This is a genomic window from Tardiphaga sp. 285_C5_N1_2, assembly GCF_052076065.1.
In the GTDB taxonomy this organism is placed as follows: domain Bacteria; phylum Pseudomonadota; class Alphaproteobacteria; order Rhizobiales; family Xanthobacteraceae; genus Tardiphaga; species Tardiphaga robiniae.
The window spans coordinates 3,273,822-3,285,817 of the sequence record NZ_CP197241.1 but is presented as its reverse complement, the minus strand read 5'-3'; the positions used below and the strand labels follow the sequence as shown (position 1 = coordinate 3,285,817).

Here is an 11,996-nt window from a genome sequence, read left to right as displayed (position 1 = left end):
AGACAAACGATCACGAGGGCAGGACATGACCAGCATTGCATTCATCGGTCTCGGCAATATGGGTGGCCCGATGGCCGCCAACCTGGTCAAGGCAGGCCACAAGGTGACGGGCTTCGATCTCGTCGAGGCGTCCCGCGCGCAGGCGAGGGTGGATGGCGTGACCATTGCTGACAAGGCGGTCGATGCCGTGAAGGGCGCCGAGGTCATCATTACCATGCTGCCGGCCGGCAAACACGTGGTGTCGGTGTGGAGCGAGGTCATTCCCGTGGCCGCCAAGGGTGCGTTGATGATCGATTGCTCGACCATCGACGTGGAAAGCGCACGCAAGGCGCATGAACTGGCGGCTGCGCAGAAGCTGCCGTCGGTCGATGCGCCGGTCTCCGGTGGCACTGGCGGCGCCAAGGGCGCGACGCTGACCTTCATGGCTGGCGGCGATGCCAAGGCGTTCGCGTCGGCCAAGCCGGTCCTGGAAGCCATGGGCAAGAAGATTGTCCATTGCGGCGATGCCGGTGCGGGGCAGGCGGCCAAGATCTGCAACAACATGATCCTTGGCATTTCCATGATCGGCGTCAGCGAAGCCTTCGTGCTCGCCGAGAAACTCGGCCTGTCGCATCAGGCGCTGTTCGATGTGGCCTCGACCTCGTCGGGCCAGTGCTGGTCGCTGACCACCTATTGCCCGGTGCCGGGACCGGTGCCGACATCGCCGGCCAACAATGAATACAAGCCGGGTTTTGCCGCAGCACTGATGCTCAAGGATCTCAGGCTGTCGCAGGAGGCCGCCAAGGCCGCCGGCGCCAGGACGCCGCTCGGCGCTCATGCCGAGAGCATCTATGAGACCTATGAGAAGGAAGGTCACGGCGGTGATGACTTCTCGGGGATCATTCATCACCTTAGGCATTTGATGCCGAAATAGCGGAGCGCGTCGGCATGACCACGTTCAAGCAGGCCCGCGCCTTCCTCCTCGAACACCGCACCGACTACGCCACCGCCGTTGCCGGCTTTCGCTGGCCCGATCCGGTCGACTTCAACTGGGCGCTCGACTGGTTCGATGCCGAACTCGCCCATGATCCCGTCAGCAAGGACCGGACCGCGCTCTGGATCGTCGATGCGGCCGCCAGCCGCGAGACGAAGCTGTCATTCGAGGTGCTGTCACGCCGCTCCAATCAGGTTGCCAATTTCCTGCGCGCGCAGGGGCTGCGGCGCGGCGATCATCTGTTGCTGCTGCTCGGCAATGTGGTGCCGCTGTGGGAGACCATGCTGGCGGCGATCAAGCTGGGCGTCGTCATCATTCCTGCAACGACGCTGCTGACCTCGGATGAATTGCAGGACCGGCTCGACCGTGGGCGCGCCAAGCTTGTTGTGGCGGCAGAGGATCAGGTCGCCAAGTTCGGCAGCCTGAAGACCGAAGGCATCGGGCAGATCGTCGTCAACGCCGGATCGTCTCACGACGGCTGGCTGGCTTTCGAGACCTCAGCCGAATTCCCTGACACATTCACGCCGGATGGCCCGACCAGGGCTGACGATCCGATGCTGCTCTATTTCACCTCGGGCACCACGGCGAAGCCGAAGCTCGTGCGGCACAGCCAGCGCAGCTATCCAGTCGGTGGGCTGTCCACCATGTTCTGGATCGGGCTACAGCCCGGCGACGTGCATTTGAACATTTCCTCGCCGGGCTGGGCCAAGCATGCCTGGAGCTGCTTCTTTGCGCCATGGAATGCCGGCGCAACGGTGTTCGTGGTCAATCAGCCGCGTTTCGACGCCAAGGGCCTGCTTGCCACCATTGGCCGCTGCGGCGTGACGACACTGTGCGCACCGCCGACAGTGTGGCGGCTCTTCATTCAGGAGAAGCTTGCCACCTTCAAGGTCGCGCTGCGCGAAGTCTGTGGCGCCGGTGAGCCGCTCAATCCGGAAGTGATCGATCAGGTCAAGGCGGCCTGGGGCCTCACCATTCGCGACGGCTACGGCCAGACCGAGACCACCGCGCTCGCCGGCAATTCGCCGGGCCAGACCGTCAAGGTCGGCTCGATGGGCCGTCCGCTGCCGGGCTGGAAGGTTCGCGTTGTCGATGCCGATGGCAATCCGGCGAAGGAGGGCGAGGTCAGTCTCGTGCTCGGCGCCGATCGCCCGGCAGGATTGATGCAGGGTTATCAGGCCGAAGACGGTAGTGTCAGCGGTGCAAGCGGTGAGATCTATCGCAGCGGCGACGTCGTATTTGCCGATGACGATGGCTATCTCACTTTCGTCGGTCGCTCCGACGATGTGTTCAAATCCTCGGACTATCGCATCAGCCCGTTCGAGCTGGAGAGTATCCTGCTCGAACACGATGCCGTGGCTGAGGCCGCCATCGTGCCGAGTCCCGATCCGATCCGGCTCGCCATCCCCAAGGCCTATGTGTTGCTGATTGGCGATATTGCGCCGTCCAAGGCAACTGCGCTGTCGATCTATCAGCATCTGCATGTGCGTCTGGCGCCGTTCAAACGCATTCGCCGGATCGAGTTCGTGACCGAGCTGCCGAAGACGATTTCGGGCAAGATTCGCAGGGTCCATCTGCGTCGGCTCGAACAGGCCGACGATCGCAGCGATCCCTTGCGCGGCGTCGAGTTTCGCGAAGAGGATTTCTCCGAATTGCAGGCACTCCGCGCGGCAGGATCGCAAGAGGGTGAGCGGTAATTTGTCGTGCTTTGCATGGCTGCAGCGCACAATTTCGCTTGGCGTCAAGGCGTGCGCTGTGGAATCTGCGCCCGCAACGCAACTGGATTTTGAGGACTGAGACTGAATGAGCGCGATGATTGAACGTGATGCCTATATCGCCATGGTAGGCAAGGAAGTCGGCGTGTCGCCCTGGCATGTCATGGACCAGAAGCGCATCGATGCGTTCGCCGCGGCGACGGAGGATTTTCAGTTCATCCATGTCGATCCCGCGCGTGCGCGCGAAACGCCATTCGGCACGACGATCGCTCATGGCTTCCTGACCATGTCGATGCTGTCGGTGTTTTCCTATGAGGCGCTGCCGCAACTCGCCGATGTCGCCATGGGAGTCAATTACGGTACCGACAAAGTGCGCTTCGTGTCGCCGGTCAAAGCAGGATCGCGCATCCGCGGCCGCTTCACGCTGACCGAGGCGACGTTGCGGAAGCCGAAAGAATTGTTCACACGCACCGCTGTGAGTGTCGAGATCGAAGGCGAGGACAAGCCGGCATTGGTCGCCGACTGGCTCGGCCTTGTCTATTTCAATTGAGGAGTATGCCACATGACCATTCGATTTGACGGCCGCGTCGCCGTCGTTACCGGCGCCGGCAATGGACTGGGCCGCGCCCATGCGCTGGGCCTTGCGAAGCTCGGCGCCAAGGTCGTCGTCAACGATTTCGGCGGCGCGCGCGACGGCACCGGCGGTTCGCTGACGGCGGCGGAAACCGTGGTCGAGGAAATCCGCGCAGCCGGCGGCACGGCGATGGCCGATGGCGCTGATGTCTCCAATTTCGAGCAGGTCAAGGCGATGGTCGAGAAGGCCACCAAGGAGTGGGGCAGCGTCGACCTGATGTGCGCCAATGCCGGCATTCTCCGCGACAAGTCGTTCGCAAAGATGGAGCTCGCCGACTTCGCTAAGGTGCTCGACGTGCATCTCACCGGCACTTTCTATTGCTGCAAGGCCGTTTGGGAAGGTATGCGCGCGCGCAACTATGGGCGTATCGTGCTCACCACCTCGTCGTCCGGTCTGTACGGCAATTTCGGTCAGGCCAATTACGGTGCAGCCAAAACCGGCATGGTCGGCCTGATGAATGTGCTCGCCGAGGAAGGCCGCAAGACGGACATCCGCGTCAACATCGTGTCACCGACGGCCGCCACGCGGATGACCGAGGAACTGTTGCCAGCGCAGGCGCTGCAGTTGATGAAGCCGGAAGCGATCACGCCGGCGGTCGAGTATCTCCTGAGCGAGAATGCACCGACCAAGACCATCATGGGCGCCGGCGCAGGCTCCTTCGCGGTCATCAAGATTCTCGAAAGCGAAGGTGTCAATTTCGCCGAAGCTGACTGGAGCCCGGATACGATTGCCGCGCATTTCGCTGACATTAGTGATATGTCGAAGGCCAAGGCGCTGGAAGGCGCTTTCCATCAGACCCAGAAGTATGTCGAGCAGGCTGCCATTCGCTTGGGCGTGAAGGCCTGATCGGCGGCTTCGCCACTGCGTGAGACCGTGACTGAGCCTGTGAAGAACCAAGTTGCGGTGATCGGCGCGGGTCCTGCGGGGCTGATGGCGGCCGAAGTGCTGAGCCGTGGCGGTGCTGCCGTCACGGTCTATGACGCGATGCCATCGGCTGGTCGCAAGTTTCTGATGGCCGGACGCGGCGGACTCAATCTCACTCATAGTGAGCCGCTGCCGGAATTCCTCAAGCGCTACGGCGCAGCGGAAGCGCGGCTTGCTCCGTCCGTCTCGGCTTTCACGCCGGCCGCTTTACGCGACTGGAGCGAGGCGCTGGGGCAGCCGACCTTTGTCGGCTCCAGCGGCCGGGTGTTTCCGCAGGCCTTCAAGGCATCGCCATTACTGCGCGCGTGGCTGCGGCGGCTGGACGAGAGTGGCGTGCGGTTTGCCTTTCGTCACCGCTGGACAGGATGGGACGGCGATGGGCGTTTGATATTCCAAACGCCGGACGGCTCGCGGGCGATCGCCTGCAAGAGCGCGGTTCTTGCGCTCGGCGGTGCAAGCTGGCCTCGGCTCGGCTCGGACGGCGCATGGGCCGGTGTGTTGGCTGCGAAGGGCGTGAGCATCGCGCCGCTGCGTCCGGCGAATTCCGGTTTTACGGTCGCGTGGTCGGAGATATTCAAGGACCGTTTCGAAGGTCAGCCGCTGAAGGCTGTTGCGCTGTCGTTCGGTGCACACAGCGTGCGCGGCGAGGCGATGGTCACGCGTGGCGGTATCGAAGGCGGTGGCATCTATGCGCTGTCGTCTCTGTTGCGCGAAGCGGTCATCGCGGATGGCAAGGCGACGCTGCGCGTTGCTCTTAGACCGGACCTCGATGCGAAGGAGCTGACCACGAAGCTGGCAGCATCGCGTGGCAAGCAGTCGTTCTCCAATTTCCTGCGCAAGGCGATCCATCTGTCGCCGGTGGCCATTGGGCTGCTGCAGGAAGTCGCTGTCCCGGAGGGCATTCAACTGGCGTCATTGCCGCCGGAGAAGTTGGCTGCCTTGATCAACGCCGTGCCGGTGACGCTCAATGGCGTCGCGCCGATCGCGCGTGCTATTTCGACGGCGGGTGGCGTCTCGTTCGATGAGATCGATGACGCCTTCATGCTGAAGCGTATGCCGGGCACATTCGTCGCCGGCGAGATGCTCGATTGGGAAGCGCCGACCGGCGGTTACCTACTGCAGGCGTCCTTTGCGACAGGAGCTGCAGCGGGCGAGGGCGTTTTGAAATATCTCAGGCCGTAGGATGGGTAGAGCGTCTTCGCGAAACCCATCACTTCCACATACGCAGCATTGATGGGTTTCGCTACGGCGCTACGCGCCTGCGCTCTACCCATCCTACGATTGCGCCGTCAGCGCAGCTTCCCACGTGCGGCCACCGGGAGCGTGCCGATGATCTCGTCACCGCGCACCATCACCACTTCGTCGAACATGTTGACGACAACGCAGACGTGGTTCGGCACGATGCGGACGACATCGCCGACATTGGGACGGGTGTTGCTGCGGCCGAGATCGAGGAAGCCGTGTTCCTCGGCGAAGCGCGCGATCTTGGCTTCGGGATGTTCGAGGATCAGGCCGTAGCCGTCGAGGCCGCCGGTGTCCGGCGTCAGCGTCTTCGAGCCGGCATCGAGGATGCCGCGTTCCGGGCCGGCGCGGCTCACAACTGTCGAGTAGACGTTAAGCGCGCAGTCGTCCCAGGTCGCGGAGCCGGCGGCGACCTGCATGCGGTCGTTGTAGATATAGGTGCCGAAGCGATGTTCGGTGGCGCCCTTCAGCGAACCGACATTCCTGAGGTTTGGCGTGCCGCCGGTCGAGACGATCGTGGGCTCCAGACCGAGTGCGCGAACGCCGGCCAGCGCTTCGTCGTAGAATTTCTGTGCGTCGGGCCAGCCGGTCTCGGTTGGGTACAGCATGAAGCCGGCGAAGGTCAGGCCCTTCGAGGCGGCTATCTCCTGGGCTAGTGCAATCGCCTCGGCGGGCGTCTCGACGCCGGCGCGCTTGCGGCCGGTGTCGCATTCGACCACGACGTTGAGGTTGCGGCCGGAGAGCGCAGCGGCTTTCGGCAGGTCGCCGATGACGACCGAATTGTCAGCGGCCACGGTGACGTTCGCCTTGGCCTGCAGCGCGCCGAGCCGCGCCATCTTCTCGTCGCCGAGCAGGTTGTAGCTGATCAGGATGTCGTCGATCCCGGCATCGGCCATGATCTCGGCCTCACCAAGCTTCTGGCAGGTGATGCCCTTGGCGCCAGCCTCGATCTGCATCTTCGCGATCACCGGGCTCTTATGCGTCTTGATATGCGGCCGGTTGGCAATGCCGGCATCGTCGCAGACCTTCTGGATGCGCGCGATATTGCGCTCGACGCGGTCCATGTCGATGACGAGGGCAGGTGTGCCGTAGTCGCGGGAGATTTTGGCGGCGAGTGTGGTGGTCATTGTGTCGTCTCCGGCATTTCCACCGTCATTGCGAGGAGCGAAGCGACGAAGCAATCCAGTCTTCGCTTGTTGCCTCTGGATTGCTTCGCTTCGCTCGCAATGACGACTGACAGTTAAGCGTTCTCGATTTCTTCGCGGAGCATCTCCAGCTCCAGCCATTGCTCTTCCGAGTCCTGCAATTCCTTCTGCGCCTTTGAGAGCGCCGCGGTTGCGGTATCGAACTTCTTGCGATCCTTCTTGTAGAGGTTGGGATCGTCGAGATGGCGCTGCTGCTTGGCGATTTCGGAGCGCAGATCGTCCATCGCCTTCGGCAGGGTTTCCAGCGCGTGCTTGTCCTTGAAGTTCAGCTTGCGCTTGCCGGCGGGCTTCGACGAGTCCGACTTGCTGCCGTTGCTCTTGGCAGCCACGGCTTCGGTCTTCGCCTCGCGCTTCAGGTCGGCGCCGCGCTGCGCCAGCATGTCGGTATAGCCGCCGGCATATTCCATCCACTTGCCGTTGCCTTCCGGCACGATCACCGAGGTGACGACGCGATCGAGGAAGTCGCGGTCATGGCTGATCAGGATCACGGTGCCTTCGTAATCACCGAGCATTTCCTCGAGCACGTCGAGGGTTTCGAGATCGAGGTCGTTGGTCGGTTCGTCCAGCACCAGCACATTCGATGGCTTGGCCAGCGCCCGCGCCAGCATCAAGCGGCCGCGTTCACCGCCGGAGAGCACTTCGAGGGGCGTGCGCATCTGCTCCTGCGAGAACAGGAAGTCCTTCATGTAGCTGACCACATGCTTGGGCTGGCCGTTGACCATCACGTGGTCGCCGCGGCCGCCGGTGAGGGCCTCCGCCAGCGTGGTCTTCGGGTTGAGGCTTTCGCGATGCTGGTCCAGCGTCGCCATTTCGATATTGGCACCGAAACGGATGGTGCCTGAATCCGGCGGCTCGGTGCCGGTGAGCATGTTGATCATCGTGGTCTTGCCCGCACCGTTCGGACCGACCACACCGATGCGATCGCCACGCTGCACGCGGATCGAGAAGTCGTCGACGATCTTGCGGTCGCCATAGGTGCGGCAGATGTTCTTGGCCTCGAAAATCAGCTTGCCCGACTTCTCGGCCTCGGCGGCGGCGAGCGTCGCGTTGCCCGCGGCGCCGCGATAGTCCTGGCGCTGTGCGCGCAGTTCATGCAGGCCGGCGAGGCGCTTGACGTTGCGCTTGCGGCGGCCGGAGACGCCGTGACGCAGCCAATGTTCTTCATTGACGATCTTGCGGTCGAGCTTGTGCTGGTCGCGCTCTTCTTCCGCGAGCACGTCATCACGCCACTGTTCGAAGGCCGAGAAGCCGCGATCGATCTGGCGGATCTGGCCGCGATCGAGCCAGGCGGTGGCACGTGAGAGGTTGCTGAGGAAGCGACGGTCATGGCTGATCAGCACCAGCGCGCAGCGCCGGCTGGCCAGTTCGCCCTCCAGCCATTCGATCGTCGTGAGATCGAGATGGTTGGTGGGCTCGTCGAGCAACAGGATATCCGGCTCGGGCGCCAGCACGCGGGCGAGCGCCGTGCGGCGCGCTTCACCGCCAGAGAGGTTGTTCGGATCCTCGTGGCCGGTGAGGCCGAGCTGTTCGAGCAGATACTGCGCCTGATAGATGTTGTGGCCGTCGCCCATGCCGGCCTCGACATAAGCGAGCGTCGTCGCGTAGCCGGAGAAGTCCGGCTCCTGCGGCAGATACTGGACGGTGGCACCGGGCTGCACGAAGCGGCTGCCTTTGTCGTTTTCAACGATCCCCGCCACGATCTTGAGGAGCGTCGACTTGCCGGAGCCGTTGCGGCCGATCAGGCAGACGCGCTCGCCCTGCGACACCGAGAGTTCGACGCCGTTGAGCAGCGGCGTGCCGCCGAAGGTCAGGAAGATGTCTTTCAGCTGGATAAGCGGAGGAGCCATAAGGTCAGTTCAACTTTGTTTCGGCGCGGGCGCAAAGGCCGGGTCGCGCTGGATGCGGCGGATGGTTTGATCCAAGGCCGACAGGAACGCCGAGCGGTCGCGCGGCGCGAATGATTTGGGACCACCGGTGACTTCGCCTGACGACCGCAAATCGGTCATCAGGTTGCGTACCGCGAGCGTCATCCCGATGGATTGTTCTGTGAACGGCTTGCCGTTGGGGGCAATTACCGCGGCGCCCGCCTTGACGCAGCGGCTGGCCAGCGGAACGTCTGCCGTGATCACGATATCGCCCTTCTGGGCGCGTTCCGCAATCCAGTCGTCGGCCGCATCCATGCCCGAACCTGCGGCAATCCGCTCGATCAGGGGATCGTCAGGCACCCGGATGAAGTTTCCGGCGACCACGCTGACGGGCAGGCTGAAGCGGGCGGCGACGCGGTAAATCTCGTCTTTGACCGGGCATGCGTCGGCGTCGATATAGATGCGTGTGGTCAAGGGAGCACAAGTTCCACGAAAAGGCAGTCATTTGCGGGTGGGCGATGTGGCGCTGACGCGGGACAGTTCCCCGCCCGTTGCCTTGCCTCGAACATGGTGACGGGTATCATCTCCTGCCAAGGCGAACACTCAATTTCGCGCAGTTTTCGGGAGGAATCATGACCAAACGGCTCGAACCGTACCGTGTTGAGGCGTTTAACACCGCCAAACAGTCCGAAAACAAGATGCATGACGATTCTGTCGCCCGGAAATTCGGTTTCAGCGGTGGATTGGTGCCTGGCGTCGACGTGCTTGCCTATATGATCCATCCGCCGGTGCAGCACTGGGGACGGGACTTTTTGGAGCGTGGCCTGATCGAGGCCCGTTTCACCAAGCCGGTCTATGACGGCGAGACGGTCGAGGTGATCGCCGAGGAAGCCGGCGAGGAGCTCGCGCTGAGCGTTGAGGGCGGCGGCGAGATTCGTGCGGCCGGGACCGCATCGCTGACGGCCTTCCCGGTGGTGCCATCGCTGGATGAATTCCCGGATACGGCGGCTGTGTCGAAGCGGCTGCCGGTCAATGCCGAATCCTACGCGCTGGACAAGTGGCTCGGCACCGCGCCGCGGGTCTGGCCGGAGGATGGACTTGCCGAATATCTGGGTGAGGTGCGCGAGGCCGACGATCGGTATTTGCGCGAGGGCATCGTGCATCCCGGCGTGCTGCAGCGGATCATGAACAAGGTGCTGGTGGACAATGCGCTGCTCGGGCCGTGGATTCACGTTGGCAGCAGGATGCAGTTGTTGGCGACCGCGAATACCGATGATGAACTGATCGCGCGGGCGAAGGTGACCGCCAATTACGAGAAGAAGGGGCATCGGTTCGTCGAGCTCGATGCGATCATCGTGGCCAATGGCACGACACCCGTGGCGTACTGCCAGCATATCGCGATCACCCAGCCGCGCGAGGTCGTGGCGGCTTGATGTTTTAGAGTAGCGGCGCTCTTCCTTTTCCCGCCCCCGAGCGGCGAAGCCGCGCAGTGGGGAGGGTGGCGCGTTGCGAGCACTTGCGAGCGACGTGACGGGTGGGGTCGCGCAACAGGCGCCGCTCTCACGTGGGGAGAGACCCCACCCCGGCCTATCGGCCGACCCTCCCCACTGCGCTTCGCTGCTTGAGGGAGGGATGCCTCTGACGCCTGTGCGTCGTTGCGGATGTGAATGTCAAACAGCCACTGCTCGTCAGACATGCGTCATCACCCCTGTTGTTTATGGCGCGGGGGCGCCGTCGTTGCTTGCATTCCCGCCCCCTGTGAGAGGGCGTGCGGAACGCCGGGTGCCCGTTGCACCCTTGGGCCTGATGCGATGCGGTCTTCCGCAGGGTAGAGTGCATCAGGACTTTCGGAGGCGCCGAGCAAGTGCCCAGCGTTCCGCCTGCGGTGTTTTTTCGGTTGCCTGCACATCTGCCATGGCGAACGGTCCCATCACCAAAATTAATGTCCCAGGGCGGAGGGACAGGGTAGCCGCAAAGCACTTGGCCGAACGCGTTTCGATTTGGTCGTCCGTCACACTGTCCAGGGATCTGTCCATCCGAAGGTCGGCCGTCTCCTTGCCAGTGGCAGTGCTGGCGCAGATCCGTCCTGCCCGAAGACAGACGTCACCCATGAACCGCGTGACGCCGCATCTCCGGCGTCCACCGCATCCTGCCCCGCGAACGTGACGATCGCGATCGCCCCTCTCGGTGGGGCAGGACGGAGGAGAATATAAACCTGATAGGGATGCTGTCAACGAGAGATAGGAAAAAATGTTTAGGGCCCGTCTTAGCGCCCCACACTGTCATTCCGGGGCGGGAGCGGCGCCGGAGGCGACGGGACCGAGCCCGGAATCCCGACATGGGAGTCTTCGATCGTGCCAAACACATCGAGATTCCGGGTTCGCACTACAGCGGCTCCGCCGCTTTCGTGCGCCCCGGAATGACGAGTGTGGATCGAGGCTCGCGCTATGCCGGCTTCGCCGGCGACGCACGCCCTCAGGCAAACCAATTGGTTTGCCGGGGAATGACGAGCTTGGGCGGTACGTTGTCGCCCGCTGCCGTCGGATGGGCTATGTCAGTGGCGAGATGATGAAGAGGCAGAAATGATGACGGATGTTTTTCGGCTGGATCGCTATCTCGCGCGGATCGGCTTTGACGGATCGGTTGCGCCGGATCTGGCGACACTGACGGCCATTCATGTCGCTCACATCAATGCGCTGCCTTTCGAGGGTCTCAATCCGTTTCTCCATCTGCCGGTCAAGTTGGACATGGCGTCATTGCAGCAGAAACTCATCGATGGCCGACGTGGTGGCTATTGCTATGAGCTGAACGCGATGCTGCGGGCCGCGCTCGAGACGATCGGCTTCAAGGTCACTGGCCTCGGCGCCCGGGTGCGTTGGAATGCGCCGCCGGACAGTCCGCTTGGCCCCAGGACGCACATGCTCCTGAAGGTCGATCTTCCGGACGGACCCTATCTCGCCGATACCGGCTTTGGCGCCTGCGTACTCGATGCACCCCTGCGGCTCCTCGCGGGGACCGAGCAGCAAACGGCGATGGGGACCTATCGGCTGATCGAAGCAGATGGCCTGTTGTCGCTGAGCGCGAAGCGGGCGGACGGCTGGCGGACGATGTATGTGTTTGACCTCGCGCCGCAATTGCCGTCGGATTACGAGCTCGGCAACTGGTACACATCGACCAGTCCCTTCGTGCCCTTCACCTCGACGCTGGTGATGGAGCGCGTCAGCAACGGCCGGCGTCATAAACTGGTCAATCGCCACCTGACGACCGAGGGACGTGACGGCGAACCGGTGTCTGAACGCGTGCTCGGCAGCGCTGCGGAGTTGCAGCAGGTTCTCGACGAGACCTTCGGCGTCACGCCGCCGGCATCCGCCGACGAGATTTTCGCGGTCATCATCGCAAACGCAGGGCGCCGTTGACTGCTGCGTAATCTCTCCATTT

General features: G+C 63.1%; 10 protein-coding genes. 7 read left to right on the top strand and 3 right to left on the bottom strand.

From position 1 onward, the window contains the following. Positions 1–25: 25 nt before the first annotated feature. The 5 genes from mmsB (at position 26) to AB7951_RS15735 (ending at position 5,428) form a co-directional block, all read left to right on the top strand. Positions 26–913, top strand: a complete 888-nt coding sequence (gene mmsB / locus AB7951_RS15755) for a 3-hydroxyisobutyrate dehydrogenase (RefSeq protein WP_120290204.1) — start codon at positions 26–28, stop codon at positions 911–913. A gap of 14 nt (positions 914–927) precedes the next feature. Continuing rightward, positions 928–2,670, top strand: coding sequence for an AMP-binding protein (locus AB7951_RS15750; protein WP_120290202.1), 1,743 nt, complete (start codon positions 928–930; stop codon positions 2,668–2,670). 106 nt (positions 2,671–2,776) lie between these two features. Beyond that, entirely contained in the window at positions 2,777–3,238 is a 462-nt protein-coding gene (locus tag AB7951_RS15745) for a MaoC family dehydratase (RefSeq protein ID WP_089267278.1), read from the top strand. Between the two features lie 12 nt (positions 3,239–3,250). Further along, positions 3,251–4,168: an SDR family NAD(P)-dependent oxidoreductase gene (locus tag AB7951_RS15740; RefSeq protein ID WP_120290200.1), complete on the top strand. Its 918-nt coding sequence runs from the start codon at positions 3,251–3,253 to the stop codon at positions 4,166–4,168. Positions 4,169–4,195: 27 nt separating this feature from the next. Then, positions 4,196–5,428, top strand: coding sequence for a TIGR03862 family flavoprotein (locus AB7951_RS15735; RefSeq protein WP_120290197.1), 1,233 nt, complete (start codon positions 4,196–4,198; stop codon positions 5,426–5,428). A gap of 107 nt (positions 5,429–5,535) precedes the next feature. Here the strand turns inward: AB7951_RS15735 and AB7951_RS15730 are convergent, their stop codons facing one another. The 3 genes from AB7951_RS15730 to AB7951_RS15720 all read right to left on the bottom strand — a co-directional run bounded on the left by AB7951_RS15730 (position 5,536) and on the right by AB7951_RS15720 (position 9,032). Further along, positions 5,536–6,615: a D-TA family PLP-dependent enzyme gene (locus AB7951_RS15730; protein ID WP_120290195.1), complete on the bottom strand. Its 1,080-nt coding sequence runs from the start codon at positions 6,613–6,615 to the stop codon at positions 5,536–5,538. 113 nt (positions 6,616–6,728) lie between these two features. Next, positions 6,729–8,540 (bottom strand): ATP-binding cassette domain-containing protein, encoded by a 1,812-nt coding sequence (locus AB7951_RS15725; protein WP_120290193.1) that lies wholly within the window; start codon positions 8,538–8,540, stop codon positions 6,729–6,731. Positions 8,541–8,549: 9 nt separating this feature from the next. Next, positions 8,550–9,032, bottom strand: coding sequence for a YaiI/YqxD family protein (locus tag AB7951_RS15720; RefSeq protein ID WP_089267282.1), 483 nt, complete (start codon positions 9,030–9,032; stop codon positions 8,550–8,552). Positions 9,033–9,190: 158 nt separating this feature from the next. Here AB7951_RS15720 and AB7951_RS15715 point away from each other — a divergent pair, with 158 nt between their 5' ends. Together AB7951_RS15715 and AB7951_RS15710 are read left to right on the top strand one after the other, a co-directional pair. Continuing rightward, positions 9,191–9,991 (top strand): MaoC/PaaZ C-terminal domain-containing protein, encoded by an 801-nt coding sequence (locus tag AB7951_RS15715; protein WP_120290190.1) that lies wholly within the window; start codon positions 9,191–9,193, stop codon positions 9,989–9,991. 1,152 nt (positions 9,992–11,143) lie between these two features. Next, on the top strand, positions 11,144–11,974 hold the full coding sequence (locus tag AB7951_RS15710; protein WP_120290381.1) for an arylamine N-acetyltransferase family protein: 831 nt from the start codon (positions 11,144–11,146) through the stop codon (positions 11,972–11,974). Positions 11,975–11,996: the final 22 nt, after the last annotated feature.